This is a genomic window from Neisseria sp. P0006.S009 (assembly GCF_051962915.1).
Lineage (GTDB): Bacteria > Pseudomonadota > Gammaproteobacteria > Burkholderiales > Neisseriaceae > Neisseria > Neisseria subflava_E.
Genome location: NZ_JBQCUV010000002.1, coordinates 88,228 through 108,059, shown reverse-complemented (window position 1 = coordinate 108,059; position 19,832 = coordinate 88,228). Strand labels below are relative to the sequence as shown.

Below are 19,832 nucleotides of genomic sequence, written 5' to 3'. Positions count from 1 at the left end.
TCTCATTCAGTTGTTGCAAAACATGCAACAACTGCCTAGGCCTCAATCTCTGTAATCACTTCGTCAATTTCACGCCGCAGCCGTTCGATTTTGGCGACGGTTTCGCTGATTTCGGCGTTGAGCTGTTTGATGTCGACGGCTTCGCGGGTGTCTTCGGCTTCGACATAGCTGCTAACGGCGAGGTTGTAGCCGTTGTCTTTGACGGTTTGCTGGGCAGCGTTTTGGGTGATATGCGGCACATCGGCTTTATCGGCGAAGAGTTTGACGATTTCAGCAATGTGTTCTTCGGTTAAGACGTTGTTGTTGGTTTCTTTTTTGAAGAAGCCGCTTGCGTCGATGAATTGGATGTCGGTATTGTCTTTGTGTTTGGACAAAACCAGGATATTGACGGCGATGCTGGTGCCGTAAAAGAGATTGGGCGCAAGGGCAATCACGGTTTCCACGTAGTTGCCCTCCACTAGATATTGGCGGATTTTCTGCTCTGCACCACCGCGATAGAAAATGCCGGGGAATGAGACGATGGCTGCGCGGCCTCTGCCGGAAAGGTAGTTCAGTGCGTGCAGGATGAAGGCAAAATCGGCTTTGGATTTCGGGGCGAGTACGCCTGCGGGGGCAAAGCGGTCGTCGTTGATTAAGGTGGGGTCGTCGCTGCCTATCCAGTTGATGGAATAAGGCGGATTGGAAACGATGGCATCAAAGGGTTTGCTGTCTTTGAGCTTGGGATTGGTCAGTGTGTCGCCCAATTCGATATGGAATTGGTTGTAATTGATGTTGTGCAGGAACATGTTCATGCGGGCGAGGTTGTAGGTGGTGTGGTTGATTTCCTGCCCGAAGAAGCCTTCTTCGATGATGTGCTCGTCAAACTGTTTTTTCGCCTGCAAGAGCAGGCTACCCGAGCCGCAAGCGGGGTCGTAGATTTTGTTGACTTTCTCCTGCCCGTGCACCGCCAGCCGCGCAATCAGTTTGGATACGCTTTGCGGGGTGAAAAATTCGCCGCCGGATTTGCCTGCGTTAGCGGCGTAGTTGGAAATCAGGTATTCGTAGGCATCGCCGAAAAGGTCGATGTGGTGGTCTTCAAAACTGCCGAAATCAAGTTCCGCCACGCCTTTGAGGACGGCGGCAAGGCGTTTGTTTTTGTCGGCAACAGTGCTGCCGAGCCGGCTACTGGTGGTGTCGAAGTCATCAAACAGGCCTTTGATGTCTTGTTCGGACGGATAGCCGGAGGCGGAGCTTTCAATCGCAGTAAAAATTTCTTTCAGCTTGGTGTTGAGCTCTTCGTTTTGATGAGCTTCGGCGGCAATATTGCAAAAAAGCTGGCTGGGGTAGATGAAATAGCCTTTGACTTTGACGGCATCATCTTTGATTTCAGGCGTGATGATGCTGTCGGACATGGCGGTGTAATCAATACTGCTGTCGCCAGCCTGCATATAGTCGGTGAAGTTTTCGCTGATAAAGCGGTAGAAAAGTGTGCCGAGAACGTATTGTTTAAAGTCCCAGCCATCCACCGCACCGCGTACTTCATCGGCGATTTTCCAAATTTGGCGGTGTAGTTGAGCGCGTTGTTGTGTGGCGGACATTAGACGTTTCCTTATTGTTGTGAGAGGATAAGTTTGGCCGTCTGAAAAGTTGGGAACCAGCCTTTCAGACGGCCTCATATGTAATAAACGTATGGGTAACTATCAAGATGAATTTCAGTAATCATGGATTCAGTCATAAATCCAATCTGTGGATCTGAATTGCATCTTCTTGGGCTGAATTAAAACAGTCCAAATTTCCCTTACTTCATTGCTTTTAATCGGCCATGCAATTCCTGTACGCTGTACACGCCCAAGTGTTCGCGGCTTTTTGCGCCTTCGCTCATGGCTTCGCCGCCGGCGATGGTGGTGTATTGCGGTACGCGTTGGGTGAGGGAGGTGCGGCGGATACTGTGGCTGTCGGTAACAGATTGTACTGTGCTGCCGACGGTGTTGACCACCAGTGCGATTTCGCCATTTTTAATTGCGTCCACGATGTGTGGGCGGCCTTCCTGCACTTTGTTGACCGCTTGCACGATGATGCCGTGTTCTTTCAAGTATTCGGCGGTACCGCGAGTGGCGCAGACACCGTAGCCGAGTGCTTGGAAGTTTTGTGCGGTTTTGACGATGAGCGGTTTGTCTTCGTCGCGTACGGCGAGGAATACTTTACCGGTTGTGCTTAAGCGTTCGCCTGCGCCGAGTTGGGCTTTGAAGTAGGCTTCGCCGAAGCTTGCGCCTACGCCCATGACTTCGCCGGTAGAGCGCATTTCAGGGCCGAGAATGGTGTCCACACCCGGGAATTTGATGAATGGGAACACGGCTTCTTTAACGGCGTAGAAGTCTGGGATGACTTCTTTTTCTACGCCTTGCTCTTTCAGTGAAATGCCTGCCATCACGCGTGCGCCGACTTTGGCGAGCGGTACGCCGGTAGCTTTGGATACGAACGGTACGGTACGGCTGGCGCGTGGGTTCACTTCCAGTACGAAGACCACGCCGTCTTGTACGGCAAACTGTACGTTCATCAAGCCGACCACGCCCAGTGCGTATGCCATGGCTTTGGTTTGACGGCGGATTTCGTCTTGAATTTCTTCGTCCAATGAGTATGGAGGCAATGAACAGCCGGAGTCGCCGGAGTGGATACCTGCTTGTTCGACGTGTTGCATGATGCCGCCGATCACGACGTCTTGGCCGTCTGAAACGCAGTCTACGTCTACTTCGATGGCGTTGTTCAAGAAGAAGTCGAGCAATACAGGGCTGTCTTCGGAAACTTGTACGGCTTCGCGCATGTATTTTTGCAACTCTTCGGCTGAGTGAACAATCTGCATGGCGCGGCCGCCGAGTACGTAAGAAGGACGGACAACCAACGGATAACCGATTTCTTCGGCTTTAACGAGGGCTTCTTCTTCGTTGTGGGCGATGCGGTTAGGCGGTTGACGCAGGCCTAAGTCGTTCAATACTTTTTGGAAGCGTTCGCGGTCTTCGGCAGCGTCGATGCTGTCGGCAGATGTGCCGATGATGTTCACGCCGTTTGCCACCAAGGCATTGGCCAGTTTGAGCGGGGTTTGGCCGCCGTAATGAACAATCACGCCCCATGGGTTTTCGGTGCGGACGATTTCCAATACGTCTTCCAATGTCAGCGGCTCGAAGTACAGGCGGTCGCTGGTGTCGAAGTCGGTTGATACGGTTTCCGGGTTGCAGTTGACCATGATGGTTTCAAAACCGGATTCGCGCAGGGCGAGTGCGGCATGAACGCAACAGTAGTCAAATTCGATACCTTGGCCGATACGGTTTGGACCGCCGCCGAGAATCATTACTTTTTTACGGTCGGAAGGACGGGATTCGCATTCTTCTTCGTAAGTGGAGTAGAGATAGGCGGTTTCAGTGGCAAACTCGGCGGCGCAGGTGTCAACGCGTTTGTAAACCGGATGCAGGTTCAGCGCGTAGCGGTGTTCACGGACTTCTTTTTCGCTTACGTTCAATAATTGTGCCAAACGTTTGTCAGAGAAGCCTTTGCGTTTCAGACGGCGTAAAGCGGCATAATCCAAGTCTTGCAACTGGCCGTTTGAAACAGATTTTTCTTCTTTCACCAAGTCTTCGATTTGCGCCAAGAACCAAGGATCGATGGCGCAGATTTCGTGGATTTCTTCCAGTGTGAAGCCTGTGCGGAACGCGTCTGCTACAAAAAGCATACGCTCAGGGCCCGGGTTGGCCAGCTCGCGACGGATTTCCGCTTTGTCTTCGCTGCGCGGATTGAAGCCGCACAAGCCGGTTTCCAAGCCGCGCAGGGCTTTTTGGAAGCTTTCCTGAATGGTGCGGCCCATTGCCATTACTTCGCCCACAGATTTCATCTGCGTGGTCAGGCGGTCGTCTGCGGCAGGGAATTTTTCAAAGGCGAAACGCGGGATTTTGGTTACGACATAGTCGATGGAAGGCTCGAATGACGCGGGCGTACGGCCGCCGGTAATGTCGTTGCGCAACTCGTCCAGCGTAAAGCCGACAGCCAGTTTGGCCGCTACTTTGGCAATCGGGAAGCCCGTTGCTTTAGATGCCAACGCAGAAGAACGGCTTACGCGTGGGTTCATCTCAATGACAATCATCTCGCCGTTTTCAGGGTTCACCGCAAACTGAACGTTTGAGCCACCGGTATCCACGCCGATTTCGCGCAACACTGCCAACGAAGCATTACGCATGATTTGGTATTCTTTGTCGGTCAATGTTTGTGCAGGCGCAACAGTGATGGAGTCGCCGGTATGCACGCCCATCGGGTCGAAGTTTTCAATCGAGCAAATGATGATGCAGTTGTCGTTCTTATCGCGTACAACTTCCATCTCGTACTCTTTCCAGCCGAGAACAGACTGCTCAATCAGCAATTCATGCGTGGGCGACGCATCAAAACCACGTTCGCAAATTGCCAAAAATTCGTCTTTATTGTAGGCAATGCCGCCGCCCGAACCACCCATCGTGAAAGAAGGACGAATCAGGGTAGGGAAGCCGACCTGTTCTTGCGCTGCCAAAGCCTCGTTCATGGTGTGGCAGACAAAAGATTTCGGGCAAGACAAACCGATTTTTTCCATCGCTTCTTTAAAGCGGCCGCGGTCTTCCGCCTTGTCGATCGCGTCTTCCGTCGCGCCAATCAGCTCGACATTGTATTTCGCCAGCACGCCGTTGCGCGCCAAATCCAGCGCACAGTTCAGCGCGGTCTGACCGCCCATGGTAGGTAGAATCGCGTCAGGACGCTCTTTGGCGATAATTTTTTCTACCGTCTGCCACATAATCGGCTCGATGTAGGTAACATCGGCCATTTCAGGGTCGGTCATAATCGTGGCAGGGTTGGAGTTTACCAAAATGACTTTATAGCCTTCTTCACGCAAGGCTTTGCAGGCCTGTGCGCCCGAATAGTCAAATTCGCAGGCCTGACCGATAACGATAGGGCCGGCGCCGATGATAAGGATGGATTTTAGGTCGGTACGTTTAGGCATGATGTTTCCTGTTGGATTAAGTCTAAAGTTAATCTATTTTAACTGAAGGTAATGTTTTCAATGAATTGAGAAAGTTATGCCATTCTGCAACTTCCTCCTGTTTCTCAATAATTTTTTCAAATGGCAATAAATTCTCAAAGGTTAGGAAATTAACGCAAAATTTAATGGCGGTATCTATTTTATTTTTTAAATTTGGAATTTCTTTTACTTCCTTTGCCCAATATGCTAAGTCTTTGGATGATAATAAATCAATTTTATCTATTGGGAAATTTTCTATAAATTTTTTTAGTGTATCAGTAATTAGAAGTTTTAAATTATTCTGATCATACATTGCTTCTATACCAGAAACTGTAGCTATATTTTCTTCGATATATTTAATTCCGGTCCTACCTATATTTTCGTAGATAGCTTTTTCTTTTTCTGTCAGTTCTCTTTCAATTGTTATTTGATAAGTCCTATCTCTAGACATTTTTGAAATTTTTTTTCGAACAGTTTCCGGAATTTCTTTGCCATCTCTTAATTGACTAATATATCGATTAATATTTTTTGCAATTTTAAGTCGTGTCTCACACCATTCATTTAAGTTGTTTAAATTGAAGGTATGTAATTCTTCTCGATTAGTGTAGTCTTTGATATCTTGAGTTAATTTCGATGACATAGTTTTAAAATCAACCCCAAAATATTTTTCACCACAATCTTTTCCAATATTTGTAATATGTCCATCAGTAGATACTACAATGTAACCATTTTGATGTTGGGTGTGGCAATTTTTCAATCCACATATAACTTTTCCATGTTCTCCACTATACTGACCTATAATTTCTTTTAATTTGGTTTCTTCTGGATTTATCTCTCTTCTAAAACCAGCCATTTCTTCTAAGTCAGACCAGTTTTTTATGTAAACTAAGTTTCTATCTTTTTTTAAAGTAATCATGATAAGTCTTTAAGATGCAGTAATGTATATATAGAGTTGAATGATCTTTTATTGCTTTAAAAGTTATCTGAAAATTAGTTGACTCTTCTTGAGAGTAAGCCATAGCCCGCATGTATGGTGTGTGCGGTACGCACGCGTTCTTCATTTTCCCTGCAATCCCAACCCACTGCGTGTGTGTCTTGCGGTACATACCCCACCGATGGGTTCAAAGGTAGTCTGAAAAAACGCTTAAGACGTTTGTTCCATCTGCCTTTCGATAAAAAGCTACCTGAAAAATTCCTGCCGTTGATATTTTGGTGACTCTTTTTCAGACGGCCTTTTGTGTTTTTATGTTGCACAGGCCGTCTGAAAACTTCCTTAAAAACTAGTGATAAATGTAATCAAACCCAAAATAATGCCTGGGGCGTTTGCCAGTATGATGGGGTAGTCGCGTTTTTCTTTCAAAAAGCCGTAGGCAAACCATAATGTGCAGTTGATGGCGGCGACGAGGGGTTGCAACGGCGAGCCGGGGTTGCCGGCAAGGTTGTTTTGGATTTGCGGGATATAAGAAACGTACATACCGACGCCGGCCAGGGTGGCGGTGACGGAAAGAATGTGCATTTGTTTTTCAGTCATTGGTTTTCCTTTCTGATTAGACGATTGGGTTTTCAGGCTGTACAGATGTTGATTTGCACAGGCCGTCTGAAAACTTCCTTAAAAACTAGTGATAAATGTAATCAAACCCAAAATAATGCCTGGGGCGTTTGCCAGTATGATGGGGTAGTCGCGTTTTTCTTTCAAAAAGCCGTAGGCAAACCATAATGTGCAGTTGATGGCGGCGACGAGGGGTTGCAACGGCGAGCCGGGGTTGCCGGCAAGGTTGTTTTGGATTTGCGGGATATAAGAAACGTACATACCGACGCCGGCCAGGGTGGCGGTGACGGAAAGAATGTGCATTTGTTTTTCAGTCATTGGTTTTCCTTTCTGATTAGACGATTGGGTTTTCAGGCTGTACAGATGTTGAGAGGGGGCTGAATTTATATTTTTGAAGTTTGGTTTTCAGACGGCCTGTTGTCGAGTTGAGTGTGGCCGTCTGAAAAAATCAGCTTTATTGTTTTGCTGCTTTGATATTGTCAATGAATTTGTCGAATAGATAGCCGACGTCTTGCGGGCCCGGGCTGGCTTCGGGGTGGCCTTGGAAGCAGAATACAGGTTTGTCTGTCAGTTCGATGCCTTGCAAGGTGTTGTCGAACAAGGATTTGTGGGTAATGCGTGCGTTGGTGGGCAGAGTGTCGGCATCGACGGCGAAACCGTGGTTTTGGCTGGTGATGACGACTTTGCCGCTGTCTAAATCTTGTACAGGGTGGTTGGCACCGTGATGGCTGAAGCGCATTTTCAGGGTTTTGGCGCCGATGGCGAGGCTGATCAGTTGGTGTCCTAAGCAAATGCCGAAAATCGGTTTGCCGCTTTCCATCAGTTTTTGTACGGCTTTGATGGCGTAGCCGCAAGGCTCGGGGTCGCCGGGGCCGTTGGATAGGAATACGCCGTCAGGATTGAGTGCCAAGACGTCTTCCGCGCTGGTTTGTGCGGGAACAACGGTCAGGCGGCAGCCGCGTGAGGCGAGCATGCGCAGGATGTTGGTTTTCACGCCGAAATCGTAGGCGACGACGTGGTAAGGCTGTTCGGAAGGTGTAACGAAACCTTTGCCCAATTCCCATTCGCCTTCGGTCCATTCGTAAGTTTCTGTGCAGGAAACTTCTTTTGCCAAGTCTTTGCCGACCATGCTGCCGAATGCGGCAATCAGTTCTTGTGCTTTTTCAACCGTAGCGTCCGCACCGGTCAAGATTGCACCGCCTTGCGCGCCTTTTTCACGCAACAGGGTGGTCAGGCGGCGGGTATCGATATCGGCGATGGCGACGGTTTTGTTGCGTACCAAATAGTCGTGCAGGCTTTCGGATGCGCGGAAGTTGCTGTGCAAGAGCGGCAAGTCGCGGATAATCAAACCGGCGACGTAAACGCAGCGGCTTTCTTCATCTTCGGCGTTGGTGCCGGTGTTGCCGATGTGTGGGTAGGTAAGGGTAACGATTTGTTTGCAGTAGGAAGGGTCGGTCAGGATTTCCTGATAGCCGGTCATGGAAGTGTTGAACACGACTTCGCCGGAAGTCGAACCTTCGTAACCGATTGATGTGCCGTGAAATACGCTGCCGTCAGCGAGAACGAGAAGAGCCGGAGTGGTCATGATGGAATCCTGTTTGCCTGATGATGGTCGGTTCGAAAAAAAATGGGTCAGGCCGTCTGAAAAATAAAAATTGTTTACAAAAAAGACAGCCTTCGGAAATCTCGGCTAAAAAAAAACACGCTCCGCAGCTTTGATTTTGCTGTGTAACGTGCTTTTTCAGACATAGCGGTCTATGCCGTAGAAGCAGTGTATTTTAAGTCAAAGTAATAGGAATTTCAAGCGTAGAGCCAATAATCGATAATTTAAAAACGTTTTATCTTTACGGTACAGTCCCTTGCTTTTGGAATGCCTGATGAATAAGGTTGAACTAAATATTCAGTCAGGCCGTCTGAAAACTGAGCAGGCAGATTGTTTCATTTTTGTTGTGCTTGAAATGCGCGCTTAGGGAAATTCAGCCGAATCAAACATGAAACAGGCTGTTTATGCTAAAATCGTAGCCCCATAAAAAATAAAAACAACGTCATTTTTAACTGAGATTATCCGATGAAAAAAGAACACATTATGCAAAACGCTCCATCAGGCCGCCATCGCCTCATTCATGCAAGCATCGCTTCCGCTTTAGCGCTCATTAGTATTTCTGTTCAGGCAAATACGCAGCAATTTGCCCAAACTCCTTTTTACCTGCAAAACAAAACCGATGTCAGCGGCCAACCCAAAGTCAAACACAATATTATGTTTTTGATTGATGACTCGGGCAGTATGTTGGCTGATGCTAAGGGTGATTATCATGTTCGTGATGAGAATAAAAAAATCAATATTGCAAAATCGGCATTAAAGCAGGTTTTGGCGCAATATAAAGATCAGTTTAACTGGGGCTTGCAGACTTTACACAATAATCCTCGGTATTGGAAATGGGATGAGAAAAAAAGGCAAGAGAATAATGCTATTTACGCATATACAGAACTGCCTAGACCCGATGATACCAAAGGTGATATGAAGGATTCTGAAGGCTTTACGGATGGTTCTGCCGGTCGAAACTGGGAATATGTCAGTAAAAAAGTAGATGAAATGCTGGCTTATCAAGGTACGCCGACAACGCGCCGTTATTATGAAGTTGTCAAAAATTTCGTTATCCCAAATATTAAATACCGTTGTCAAAAATCTTATGTTGTTGTGGTATCTGATGGTGATGCCAATATGAGTTGTAGCAATCAGGGTGCCGGTGAGGATCCTCGCTTATCGCGCAATACCAGCTTCAACTACGATCGAGATTATTACTATTCAAACTACTACCGAGCCATCGAACATAGCGCGGATACGCCTGCATACCAATATTTCGAGCCGTCTGCAGCGAAGGCTTATGACGATAAATATGGAAAAGGTGAATTTTTCAACGATGGCCATGGCTTTAGTGGATACTTTGACCTGCCACTTTATCAATATGATGCCCATATCCCGGAGCATGAAAAAAAAGTGATGTGCCAATATACCGATTATAAATTCGGGTATAGCGATTATTATCGTAGGCGAATGTGGATAGGTAGCGGCGAAATCATTGTTCCTATTTGGGATAGAAACTATGGTAATGAGAAACGCGGTATGCGTTTCTTCAGTCAGACTTTGGCAGAAAAAGACATCAAAACAGAAAAAGATGGCAAAGATGCTGCAGGCAAGAGCTGGGATGGTGATCCAAGCGATCCTAAAGGCGTAGATTATAGCAAGCAATTGGTTCAGACTTTTACCGTGGGCTTTGGTGAGGGAGTTTCTAAAGTCGGGAGAGAATATCTGGAAAAGGGCGCCAGTCGCCCAGAATGGTATTTTAATGCCGCAAAACCTGAAAAGTTGCTCGATGCTTTCAAGACCATTGTCGACAATATTGAAAATGACAGCAAGAATACGAAATTTGAAGGAGTATCTTCAACTGCACCGGCAACGACCAGTACAGGTATTCCCAATATGGCGGCAACGGTTCATTTGAATACCGGCTCTTGGAGCAGTCAGTTGCGGTTTTATAAATTAAACCGTGATGGTACGCCTATCAATACGACCGAGTTTGTTCAGCCATCATTTAATAATCGCCTCACTTTGGTTAAGGACGGCAGTAAAACCTATTTCATCGATAGAGTTGATAATGAGGCTTCAAATGCCGATTTTGGCATTTCAGACGGCAGTGCGAAAGATAAGTTGGAATGGAAAAATGCATTGCTGAAATGGACTGGCCGAGCAGGTAGTAATGAAGCCATTAAAGCGGATGCAGCCATTAAAGCGGATGCAGAGACAAAAGGTTATAGTCAGTCTTATCGAATTCGTCCCACTGATCCAGCTGACGCAAGTAAAGATGAGCGCAATTTGGGCGATATTTTAGACGGTTCGGTTGCGGCTATTGGCGATAAGCGCGACAACCGTCAAGAGTTTTTGGTCGCCGCTGCCAATGACGGCATGGTACATATTTTCCGTAATGGTACGTCTAGCAATCCTTATGACTTGAAACTCAGCTATATTCCGGCAGGTATGGAGCGCGAGGATGATCAAGGTCAAGCAACAACTTTGGGCAAAGTTCTGAAAGATATTGCACGCGATGGTTACGGCTCTAGCACGCCACACCGCTATATGGTTAATGGTGGTTTTGTTCTCCGTCAAACGCCTGATAAGCAAACCTTTATGTTTGGTGCGATGGGGCAGGGTGGACGCGGTGCGTATGCGTTGAATATTGGTGCGGTAGCTAACAGTGATCGTAGTGGTTGGAATACGACTGTGCCTTTGTTTGAAACAAAAAAAGGCTCTGGCAATACGCTGGGTTATACCATTGGTTCGACACAAATTGGTCGTGTGTCTATCAAGCGTGATACTACTCCGGTCAAGCTGGAATCTAATGTGCGCTATGCGGGTTTCTTGGCCAGCGGCTATCGTACTGAAGATGTGAACAGTACCGACAATGAAACAGCTTTGTATATCTATGATATGACGGGTAAAGAAGCTGGTACGCAAGATACCGGTAAAAATGTTTCTGAAGCCGGCAAGCTCTTGGCTAAAATTCCTGCGCCGAATGGCAAAGGCGGCCTCTCTACCCCTACTTTGGTAGACACCGATTTTGACGGTATTGTCGATATTGCTTATGCCGGCGACCGTTACGGCAATATGTTCCGCTTTGACTTGAGTGGTGAAACTCCGTCCAAATGGTCTGCGCAAATGATTTTCCAAGGATCGGGTAATCAACCGATTACTTCTGCGCCTGCGGTATCACGCCGCAGTAAAGATAAGTATGTCGTCATTTTTGGTACGGGTAGCGAGATTTATCAGAATGAATTAGAAGGTACCAACGGTCAAATCAATGCCGTTTATGGTATTTACGACGATGTGTCTCCTGATGAATCTAAAAAAGCGGTTTTGGCGAAAAGTAGTGAGTTGGAACAGCAAACCAGAGAAAGTGACGGCGAACACATTTATGTCAGCGACAATAAGGTTGGCGAAGGCAAAAAAGGCTGGAGCCTTACTTTGGGTCCGAATGAACGTGTGACCGTCAAACCAACCATGATTTTGCGTACAGCCGTTGTGACCATCCGCAAGTATGAAACCAAAACAATTCATACTGATTCTTCCAGTACAGATGTTTGTTTGCCAGACAGTACATCCACGCAAACGACAGCGAAAACGATTATTCTGGGCGTAAATGCTGAAAACGGCGGCCGTTTGGGCTTGCGTGATGCGCGTATCTCCAGTAAGGATCGCACGTTTATCAAACGTGAAAATAATGGCCAGATTTATTACGCCAACGGTATGACTTTTGATGGCGTTATCAACTTTACTTATATGAATTCCAGCAAAGCCGACGATTCTCCGGTCACTGCCGATGGCGATAGCGGCGGCACGGGTACGGATAAGGAGCTGAACGCTACGCCGAGCGTGCCAAACAATAAATGTTTTGCAACCAAAGGCGATCGCAGTCTCTTGTCCAATCAATTGGACAGTCTGGAAGTTCAAGGCCGTACATGCGGACTGAAACGCATCAGCTGGCGTGAATTGTTCTTTTAATCTGTAAGGCTTAAGTATCGAGGCCGTCTGAATTGTTCAGACGGCCTTTTCTGTTGAGTAGTAGTAATTCAAAGATGTTGGATTGGTGGATAGAAAAGCTTGTTTGAAAGCAAAACAAGGTTTGATCAAATTGAGAACTTGGATAAAGCTAAACGACAGACTTAGGTTATTCTTTTTTTAAATTTCTACTATTTGGCTGAGAAGTTAAAAGGCCGTCTGAAGATATCTTTTCAGACGGCCTTTAATTTAAGGACAACGAGTTAAGGAGTACATATTAGATGCTGTTTTTAATGATTTTCCGCAGGGTGGACAGTTGTCGGCGGCTGACGGGCAACGGGGTCGGAATATCAAGAATTTTTGCGCCCCATGTGGATGCGGATTCGTCGTTTTCGTCATCGTCTAGTCGAATCAGGCTGTCGAGGGTGTGGCGGAAGACGAGGGCATTGCGGTGGATACGGATGACTTTGTCGCCCAGTAATTCTTCCCAGTAAACCAAGGTCTTCGGTAATTCGTAGCTGTGGCCGTCGCCAGTAAACAGATAGACGGTTTTGTGTTCCGCCATCAGGTAACGCGCCTGTTGCCATGGGATTTCGACCATGCGTTCGCGGTTGTAGACTTTGAAATGGGTGAAACTGTCTGCTTTTTCGCGGTTTTTCTCGATGATGCGGTCAAGCGCGGTTTGCAGGCGAGTCATTTTGATCGGTTTGAGCAGATAGTCTGCGGCAGCCAGCTCAAAGGCGCGCAGGGCGTGTTCTTCGTAGGCTGTGGTGAATACAATTTCCGGCTGGCGTTTGGCGGTACGCTTAATGCGTTCGACAAATTCGAGACCGTCGATTTCCGGCATGCCGATGTCGGCAAAGACGATGTCGACTTCGTGGACGCTCAGCCACTCCAATGCTGGCATGGCATGGTGAAAGACGTTGAGCAGTACGACATTGCACTCTTCCAATAATACACGTAAGCGTTCTGCTGCTAATACTTCGTCTTCTACAATAATGGCACTTGGCATAGCGGTATTCTTTTTGTTGTATCGTGGGAGATCTGCCGCGCTTTGTCATCCTCAATAACGCGTCAGCCGTATGTTGTTACAACCTTGAAATTATCAGTTTGTGACAATTTTAGGAAATTTTTGAAATATACATGATTTTTCGCTTCTTGGGCATGGTTTGGGATGAATCGGAAGATTACTTACATAATTTTATGAAATATTGTAATACCTAGAGTAATTTTGTTGTAATCGTGCTAATTCAGTCTGTGATAATGGACGATTTTGGGATTTTGTCCATTTGCCAGTGTGCCACCGCCCAATCGAGCAATTCTTGAGGATGGTTCACGGTAGGTGCATCGGGTAGGTTGAGGTAGGTTAGGACTTGGCGGAGAAGCTGTTCTTTTTGATTCAAATCCAAAGCCGGGGCAAGGGTTTGTTTCGACCATTTTTGCCCTTGGTTGTTGGTCAACAGGGGAAGGTGGGCGTAGGCCGGTGTGGGAACGCCGAGGCATTGTTGCAGATAGATTTGGCGCGGTGTGGAGACGAGCAAGTCCTGACCGCGGACAATATGCGTTATGCCCTGATCGGCATCGTCGGCAACCACGGCAAGCTGATATGCCCAATAGCCGTCGGCACGAAGCAGGACGAAATCGCCGATGTCGTGTGCCAGATTTTGTACGTAATGTCCGACAATGCCGTCTGAAAAACCGATCACGCGATCGGGCACTTGAATACGCCATGCCGGCGTTTTGTTTTGCGTGTCGGGCCTTTGCTGAGGATTGCGGCAACGGCCGTTATACACAAATCCGTCTGCGCCATGTGTTGCCGCCGCCTGCCAGTCTTTGCGGCTGCAATAGCAGGGATACACCAGCCCGGCCGCTTTGAGGCGGTCGAGGGTGTCTTGATATAGGTCGTAACGGCGGCTTTGATAGGCGACTTCGCCGTCCCACTCAAAACCGAAAGCTTCAAGCGTGCGCAAAATGTCGGCAGCGGCGCCGGGCATTTCGCGCGGGGGGTCAAGGTCTTCAATGCGGACCAGCCATTTGCCCTGATGAGCGCGCGCATCGGCATAGGAGGCAACGGCGGTCAGTAGGGAGCCGATATGAAGCAGGCCGGTAGGGCTGGGGGCGAAACGTCCTATATACATGGCAGGGTGGTTTTGTAGGGCAGGGGAAGTATGCCTGCACGGTATTCAAATCGTGATAGAAAAGGGCGTGCCGTACACGCCCGAATTTGGGTTTCAGACGGCCTGAGACGTTTCAAAATGATTTAAGTTTCTCGGCCGTCCGTTCAATCCGCTTAAGCCAAGGGAGCAAGCAGTTTGGCAAAAGCGTCTTCAAATTGTTTCAAACCGTCTTCCTGCAAACGCGTTGCCAAAGTTTCGACATCAATGCCGAGTTTCGCGGTTTCGGCAAGCTGCGCTTGGGCTTCGTCCACACCTTCGGTCAAAGTGGCTTTGGCGGTGCCGTGGTCGATAAAGGCCTTGAGTGTGGCATCGGGAACGGTGTTGACGGTATGGGCGCCAATCAGGCTGTCAACGTACAAAGTGTCAGGATAGGCAGGGTTTTTCACGCCGGTAGATGCCCACAGAAGTTGTACGCGGTTGGCACCTTGTTCGGCAAGTGCGGCAAATTCGCTGCTGCCGAAGTATTGCGCCCAATCTTGATAGGCGGCTTTGGCCAGCGCAATGGCGACTTTGCCTTTGAGGTGGTCGGGCAGGGTGGCGTCCAATGCGGCATCGACACGGGAAATAAAGAAGCTGGCGACAACTTGGATATGGGAAACGTCGTGTCCTGCTTCCAAACGTTTGGCAATGCCGCGCGTGTAGGCCGCATAGGCTTTGAGGGTTTGGGCGCGGGAGAAGAGCAGGGTCAGGTTGACGCTGATGCCGTCTGAAACGAGGATTTTAAGCGCTTCGATGCCTTCGTCGGTTGCCGGTACTTTAATCATGACATTTTTACGGCCGATGGCGGCGTGCAGGCGGCGCGCTTCTTCAACCGTGCCTTGTGCGTCTTTGGATAATTCAGGCGAAACTTCGAGGCTGACGAAGCCGGTTTTGCCGCCGGTGGATTCATGTTCGGCAAGACATACGTCGCAAGCGGCTTGTACGTCGGCAACCGCCATGGTTTCGTAGCGTTGTTTCGGGGTCAGGTCTTGCTGTTTGAGCGCGGCTACTTCATCGGCGTACAGGGCATCTCCGGCAAAGGCTTTTTGGAAAATGGCAGGATTGGAAGTTACGCCACACACGCCTTGCTTCAGCATTTCTGCCAATTCGCCGCTTTGTACCAGCGAACGGGAGAGATTGTCCAACCAGATTTGTTGTCCTAATGCTTTAACGTCCGATAAAATAGTCATCTCTGATTCCTTTTACATAATAGGTTTGTTTGTGAAGTGGCGGTAATGCTACGCCGATTCGATGAATTTGAACAGTTTACAGCCGATTAATTTGGGCAAAACAAACCTAAATTCAAGCACGAAAGGTGGCTTTGATGGCGGAAAACACACTTTATCTCGACTGGGCGCGCGATGTATTAGATACGGAAGCCGAAGGTTTGCGTGAAATTGCAGCGGCTTTGGATCATGATTTTGTCCGTGCGGCAGAAGCGTTGTTGCACTGCAAGGGCAGGGTCGTCATTACCGGCATGGGCAAGTCCGGACACATCGGCCGCAAAATGGCGGCAACCATGGCTTCCACCGGTACGCCTGCGTTTTTCGTCCATCCTGCCGAAGCGGCGCACGGCGATTTGGGCATGATTGTGGACCACGATGTCGTGGTTGCCATTTCCAATTCCGGCGAAAGCGATGAAATTGCAGCGATTATTCCGGCATTGAAACGCAAAAACATCACGCTTATTTGTATCACTGCCCATCCGACTTCCACCATGGCGCGTCATGCCGATATCCATATTACCGCGGCGGTTTCTAAAGAAGCCTGTCCGCTCGGCCTCGCACCGACTTCCAGTACGACCGCCGTGATGGCGTTGGGGGATGCGCTGGCGGTGGTATTGCTGCAGGCGCGAGCGTTTACGCCGGATGATTTTGCTTTAAGCCATCCTGCCGGCAGCTTGGGCAAACGCCTGCTGTTGCGCGTGGCGGATATCATGCACAAAGAAGAAGCCCTGCCAGCCGTTTTGTTGGGCACGCCGTTGAAAGAGGCCATTGTCCGCATGAGTGAAAAAGGCTTGGGCATGCTGGCGGTAACCGATGCCGAAGGCCGTCTGAAAGGCGTATTTACCGATGGCGACTTGCGCCGTCTGTTTCAAGAACGCGACAGCTTTGCCGGTTTGAAAGTGGACGACATCATGCACGCTTCGCCGAAAACCATTTCCGCCGACCGCCTTGCCACCGAAGCTCTGAAAGCCATGCAAAGCGGCCATGTGAACGGTTTGCTGGTGGTAGAAGAAAACGGCGTATTGATTGGTGCGCTGAATATGCACGATTTATTGATGGCACGAATTGTCTGAAACGACGGCAAAAACGTTTTCAGACGGCCTTATGCTAGAATAGACCGTCTGAAATAAGGAAACCTTATGCAAAACCTCTCTTCCGACCTGCAACAACGTGCTTTAGGTATCAAACTGCTGATACTGGATGTGGACGGCGTTTTGACCGACGGCCGCATTTTTATCCGCGACAACGGCGAAGAAATCAAATCGTTCCACACTTTGGACGGACACGGTTTGAAAATGCTTCAGGCCAGTGGCGTGCAAACAGCGATTATTACCGGCCGCGATGCACCTTCCGTCGGTATCCGCGTGAAGCAGCTCGGTATCAACTATTACTTCAAAGGCATTCACGACAAACGTGCCGCCTACGCCCAATTACGCGAACAGGCCGGTGTGGAGGAGCATGAGTGCGCCTTTGTCGGCGACGATGTTGTCGATTTGCCCGTGATGGTGCGTTGCGGATTGGCGGTCGCCGTTCCTGAGGCGCATTGGTTTACTTTGCAATACGCCCATTATGTAACCCGACGATCCGGCGGCGCAGGTGCGGTGCGTGAAGTGTGCGATTTGATTATGCAGGCGCAAGGTACGCTTGAACCTGCTTTGAAAGAGTATGTACGATGAAAATCAGATGGCGTTACGGAATCGCCTTTCCGCTGGTGTTGGCCGTTTCACTCGGCGCACTGGCGGCGTGGCTCGGCCGCATCAGCGAAGTGCAGGTCGAAGAAGTCGTCCTCAATCCGAATGAGCCGCAATATTCGATGAAAGGCATCAACGGCAAACGTTTTGACCAAGAAGGCCGTCTGAAAGAAAACCTGAGCGCGGTCGATGCCGTCCAATATCCGAATAGCGCAGACGTGCATTTGGACAAACCACATCTTTCGTTTTACCGCGACGGCAGCCTGCTGTATGAAGTCGGCAGCGATAAGGCAGCGTACAATATTCAAAACAAAAAAGTCGTTTTTGAACAGAATGTTGTCTTAAATAAAGCGGCAGATGCCAAGCGTTTGGCCGGCATCGTCAAAACCGAACGTTTGAATGTTGATACCGAAGCGCAATACGCCCATACCGACAGCCCCGTTACTTTCCAATACGGACAGTCCGGCGGTCAGGCAAACGGCATGACTTATGACCACAAAACCGGTTTGCTGAATTTCCCTTCCAAAGTGAAAGCCACAATTTATGATACAAAAAATTTGTAAAACCTTAGCCCTTGTTGCCGTTTTTGCCGCCAGCCCGGCCTTTGCCCTGCAAAGCGACAGCAAGCAGCCGATTCAAATCGAAGCTGACCAAGGCTCGCTTGACCAAAACAACCAAAGCACTACCTTCTTCGGCAACGTCATCATCAAACAAGGCACGCTCAATATCCGTGCCGGCAGCGTGACCGTTTCGCGCAACGACAAAAGCGAGCAGTTGATGAAAGCCACCGGCTCGCCCGTCAAATTCAGCCAAGAGTTGGACGGCGGCAAAGGCGTGGTCAACGGCCAAGCCAATACTGTAACGTATTCTTCCGCAGCCAGTCTGGTTACCCTGACCGGCAATGCCAAAGTACAGCGCGGCGGCGATGTGGCCGAAGGTGCGGTCATTACCTACAACACCAAAACCGAGGTTTACACCATCAACGGCAGCGCCAAATCCGGTGTGAAATCCGCCGCGAAATCCGGCCGCGTCAGCGTGGTCATCCAGCCGTCCAGCACGCAGAAAAACAAATAAGAAAACACACAAAAAGGCCGTCTGAAAAAGGTTCAGACGGCCTGAGGTCAATATCGAAAGTCAACAGAATATGAGCGCAAACAACAGCCGTCTTGTGGTTCAAAACCTGCAAAAAAGTTTCAAAAAACGCCAAGTCGTCAAAAGCTTCTCCCTTGAAATCGAAAGCGGCGAAGTCATCGGCCTGCTCGGCCCCAACGGCGCGGGTAAGACCACTAGCTTTTACATGATAGTCGGCCTGATTGCCGCCGATGCAGGCAGTGTGATGCTGGACGGCCAAGAGTTGTGCCACCTGCCCATTCACGAACGCGCCCGCCTCGGCGTCGGCTACCTGCCGCAGGAGGCCTCGATTTTCCGCAAAATGACCGTGGAACAAAATATCCGCGCCATTTTGGAAATCAGCATGAAGGACAAAAGCCGCATCGATGCTGAACTTGAAAAACTGTTGGCAGATTTGAATATCGAGCGCCTGCGCAACAACCCTGCGCCGTCCTTGTCTGGTGGCGAACGCCGCCGTGTCGAAATCGCGCGCGTGTTGGCCATGCAGCCGCGTTTCATTTTGTTGGACGAACCTTTTGCCGGCGTTGACCCGATTGCCGTCATCGATATTCAGAAAATCATCGAGTTCCTCAAATCACGCGGTATCGGCGTATTGATTACCGACCACAACGTGCGCGAAACCCTCAGCATCTGCGACCGTGCCTACATCATCAGCGACGGTACGGTATTGGCTTCAGGCAAGCCGGATGATTTGGTCAACAATGAACAAGTCCGTTCGGTTTACTTGGGTGAAAATTTCAAATATTGAGTTTAGGCCGTCTGAAAAGGTGTATCTGTGTTGAAACGAATTTTTTTGTCTTCCTTTGCCGTTTTGGCAGCTACTGCCGTGCATGCAATGCCAGAACTGCCATTGCAGAATATGGGTGTGCGCCAAGGCGTGATAGATAAAAATGGCAAGCCGATAACCGGTATCGTAACGGCGACAGCTATCGTGGATAAAGAGGGTAAGCTGGGAAAAAGCCTCCATTGGGAAGTGGATGCGCTGGAATTGTTGAAACTTGCTCAAGAAGTAGGTTTGCCAAAACAAGTCGAGCCTTATAAAGAGTGTACTTATAATCAGAAAACCCAACAAACGGATTGTAAGACACTGGAAAGCCTTAAAAAATTCAGATTCTTTTATACTGTGCCAAATGGATTCAAAGAAGAGATAAAGACGAAACCTGTCCAAGTTGCTCCCCCACCTTATCCACAGCTTTCTACAGAGAATGGCGAGGAAGGGACTGTGGTATTAAATGTCTTTATCAATATAGATGGCAAAGCATTTGTATGGATACAAAAGAGTAGTGGGTCCCCGCGTTTAGATGCGGCAGGACGAAAAGCAGTTTTGAAGACAAAATTTCAACCTGCTACCTATCGCGGGAAGCCTGTTACCATGGTTTTTGTTCTGCCTATTACGTTTGCTTTACCGTTAGAAACCATCTCTACTGTTGAATAATTCATTTATCGGTTGATAAAAGAATAATATATTGAAATAATCATCCAATATATAAACAATATATTTGATACTTTCAGAC

At 48.6% G+C, this 19,832-nt stretch carries 16 protein-coding genes; 7 read left to right on the top strand and 9 right to left on the bottom strand.

Annotation, left to right across the window (positions count from 1 at the left end; all coding sequences use genetic code 11):
- Window positions 1-35 precede the first annotated feature (35 nt).
- From ACTHTK_RS04275 to carA, 6 genes are all read right to left on the bottom strand, one after another.
- Window positions 36-1,577, bottom strand: coding sequence for a type I restriction-modification system subunit M (locus tag ACTHTK_RS04275; protein WP_107723732.1), 1,542 nt, complete (start codon window positions 1,575-1,577; stop codon window positions 36-38).
- Window positions 1,578-1,777: 200 nt separating this feature from the next.
- Complete coding sequence (gene carB / locus ACTHTK_RS04270) at window positions 1,778-4,993, bottom strand: carbamoyl-phosphate synthase large subunit (RefSeq protein WP_107723731.1); 3,216 nt, start codon at window positions 4,991-4,993, stop codon at window positions 1,778-1,780.
- Between the two features lie 28 nt (window positions 4,994-5,021).
- On the bottom strand, window positions 5,022-5,927 hold the full coding sequence (locus tag ACTHTK_RS04265) for a hypothetical protein (RefSeq protein WP_003748321.1): 906 nt from the start codon (window positions 5,925-5,927) through the stop codon (window positions 5,022-5,024).
- A 357-nt stretch (window positions 5,928-6,284) separates the two neighbouring features.
- The gene (locus ACTHTK_RS04260; protein WP_049225703.1) at window positions 6,285-6,542 is read right to left on the bottom strand and encodes a SemiSWEET family transporter; all 258 of its coding nucleotides are present in this window, start codon (window positions 6,540-6,542) and stop codon (window positions 6,285-6,287) included.
- 78 nt (window positions 6,543-6,620) lie between these two features.
- Entirely contained in the window at window positions 6,621-6,878 is a 258-nt protein-coding gene (locus tag ACTHTK_RS04255; protein ID WP_049225703.1) for a SemiSWEET family transporter, read from the bottom strand.
- Between the two features lie 136 nt (window positions 6,879-7,014).
- Window positions 7,015-8,145, bottom strand: a complete 1,131-nt coding sequence (gene carA / locus ACTHTK_RS04250) for a glutamine-hydrolyzing carbamoyl-phosphate synthase small subunit (protein WP_070656162.1) — start codon at window positions 8,143-8,145, stop codon at window positions 7,015-7,017.
- A gap of 483 nt (window positions 8,146-8,628) precedes the next feature.
- Here carA and pilC point away from each other — a divergent pair, with 483 nt between their 5' ends.
- Window positions 8,629-12,117 carry a PilC family type IV pilus tip adhesin gene (gene pilC / locus ACTHTK_RS04245; protein WP_440379744.1) on the top strand — a complete coding sequence of 1,163 codons (3,489 nt, stop codon included), beginning with the start codon at window positions 8,629-8,631 and terminating at the stop codon, window positions 12,115-12,117.
- A 274-nt stretch (window positions 12,118-12,391) separates the two neighbouring features.
- On the opposite strand, the gene ACTHTK_RS04240 is transcribed toward pilC, so the two are convergent.
- The 3 genes from ACTHTK_RS04240 to tal all read right to left on the bottom strand — a co-directional run bounded on the left by ACTHTK_RS04240 (window position 12,392) and on the right by tal (window position 15,460).
- On the bottom strand, window positions 12,392-13,126 hold the full coding sequence (locus tag ACTHTK_RS04240; protein ID WP_036493381.1) for a LytR/AlgR family response regulator transcription factor: 735 nt from the start codon (window positions 13,124-13,126) through the stop codon (window positions 12,392-12,394).
- A gap of 238 nt (window positions 13,127-13,364) precedes the next feature.
- Complete coding sequence (gluQRS, locus tag ACTHTK_RS04235) at window positions 13,365-14,252, bottom strand: tRNA glutamyl-Q(34) synthetase GluQRS (RefSeq protein ID WP_371459654.1); 888 nt, start codon at window positions 14,250-14,252, stop codon at window positions 13,365-13,367.
- A gap of 152 nt (window positions 14,253-14,404) precedes the next feature.
- Window positions 14,405-15,460, bottom strand: a complete 1,056-nt coding sequence (gene tal, locus ACTHTK_RS04230; protein ID WP_107723726.1) for a transaldolase — start codon at window positions 15,458-15,460, stop codon at window positions 14,405-14,407.
- Window positions 15,461-15,594: 134 nt separating this feature from the next.
- On the opposite strand from tal, the gene ACTHTK_RS04225 reads away from it, so the two are divergent.
- The 6 genes from ACTHTK_RS04225 (at window position 15,595) to ACTHTK_RS04200 (ending at window position 19,753) form a co-directional block, all read left to right on the top strand.
- Entirely contained in the window at window positions 15,595-16,569 is a 975-nt protein-coding gene (locus tag ACTHTK_RS04225) for a KpsF/GutQ family sugar-phosphate isomerase (protein ID WP_107723725.1), read from the top strand.
- Window positions 16,570-16,635: 66 nt separating this feature from the next.
- Window positions 16,636-17,172: a KdsC family phosphatase gene (locus ACTHTK_RS04220; protein WP_003686818.1), complete on the top strand. Its 537-nt coding sequence runs from the start codon at window positions 16,636-16,638 to the stop codon at window positions 17,170-17,172.
- Complete coding sequence (lptC, locus tag ACTHTK_RS04215) at window positions 17,169-17,750, top strand: LPS export ABC transporter periplasmic protein LptC (RefSeq protein ID WP_003686789.1); 582 nt, start codon at window positions 17,169-17,171, stop codon at window positions 17,748-17,750. The genes ACTHTK_RS04220 and lptC overlap by 4 nt, the downstream gene beginning before the upstream one ends.
- Window positions 17,731-18,261 (top strand): lipopolysaccharide transport periplasmic protein LptA, encoded by a 531-nt coding sequence (lptA, locus tag ACTHTK_RS04210; RefSeq protein ID WP_107723724.1) that lies wholly within the window; start codon window positions 17,731-17,733, stop codon window positions 18,259-18,261. Before lptC ends, lptA begins: the two co-directional genes overlap by 20 nt.
- Window positions 18,262-18,331: 70 nt before the next feature.
- A complete protein-coding gene (gene lptB, locus ACTHTK_RS04205) occupies window positions 18,332-19,066 on the top strand; it encodes an LPS export ABC transporter ATP-binding protein (RefSeq protein ID WP_107723723.1) in 735 nt (244 codons plus the stop codon).
- A gap of 27 nt (window positions 19,067-19,093) precedes the next feature.
- Entirely contained in the window at window positions 19,094-19,753 is a 660-nt protein-coding gene (locus ACTHTK_RS04200) for an energy transducer TonB (protein ID WP_107723722.1), read from the top strand.
- Window positions 19,754-19,832 lie beyond the last annotated feature (79 nt).

Coding starts and splice junctions, on each gene's coding strand:
- ACTHTK_RS04225 (WP_107723725.1), top strand. CDS start 15,595: ATGGCGGAAAACACACTTTATCTCGACTGGGCGCGCGATGTATTAGAT.
- tal (WP_107723726.1), bottom strand. CDS start 15,460: ATGACTATTTTATCGGACGTTAAAGCATTAGGACAACAAATCTGGTTG.
- carB (WP_107723731.1), bottom strand. CDS start 4,993: ATGCCTAAACGTACCGACCTAAAATCCATCCTTATCATCGGCGCCGGC.
- ACTHTK_RS04220 (WP_003686818.1), top strand. CDS start 16,636: ATGCAAAACCTCTCTTCCGACCTGCAACAACGTGCTTTAGGTATCAAA.
- pilC (WP_440379744.1), top strand. CDS start 8,629: ATGAAAAAAGAACACATTATGCAAAACGCTCCATCAGGCCGCCATCGC.
- ACTHTK_RS04260 (WP_049225703.1), bottom strand. CDS start 6,542: ATGACTGAAAAACAAATGCACATTCTTTCCGTCACCGCCACCCTGGCC.
- ACTHTK_RS04255 (WP_049225703.1), bottom strand. CDS start 6,878: ATGACTGAAAAACAAATGCACATTCTTTCCGTCACCGCCACCCTGGCC.
- ACTHTK_RS04265 (WP_003748321.1), bottom strand. CDS start 5,927: ATGATTACTTTAAAAAAAGATAGAAACTTAGTTTACATAAAAAACTGG.
- ACTHTK_RS04240 (WP_036493381.1), bottom strand. CDS start 13,126: ATGCCAAGTGCCATTATTGTAGAAGACGAAGTATTAGCAGCAGAACGC.
- lptB (WP_107723723.1), top strand. CDS start 18,332: ATGAGCGCAAACAACAGCCGTCTTGTGGTTCAAAACCTGCAAAAAAGT.
- carA (WP_070656162.1), bottom strand. CDS start 8,145: ATGACCACTCCGGCTCTTCTCGTTCTCGCTGACGGCAGCGTATTTCAC.
- lptA (WP_107723724.1), top strand. CDS start 17,731: ATGATACAAAAAATTTGTAAAACCTTAGCCCTTGTTGCCGTTTTTGCC.
- lptC (WP_003686789.1), top strand. CDS start 17,169: ATGAAAATCAGATGGCGTTACGGAATCGCCTTTCCGCTGGTGTTGGCC.
- ACTHTK_RS04275 (WP_107723732.1), bottom strand. CDS start 1,577: ATGTCCGCCACACAACAACGCGCTCAACTACACCGCCAAATTTGGAAA.
- gluQRS (WP_371459654.1), bottom strand. CDS start 14,252: ATGTATATAGGACGTTTCGCCCCCAGCCCTACCGGCCTGCTTCATATC.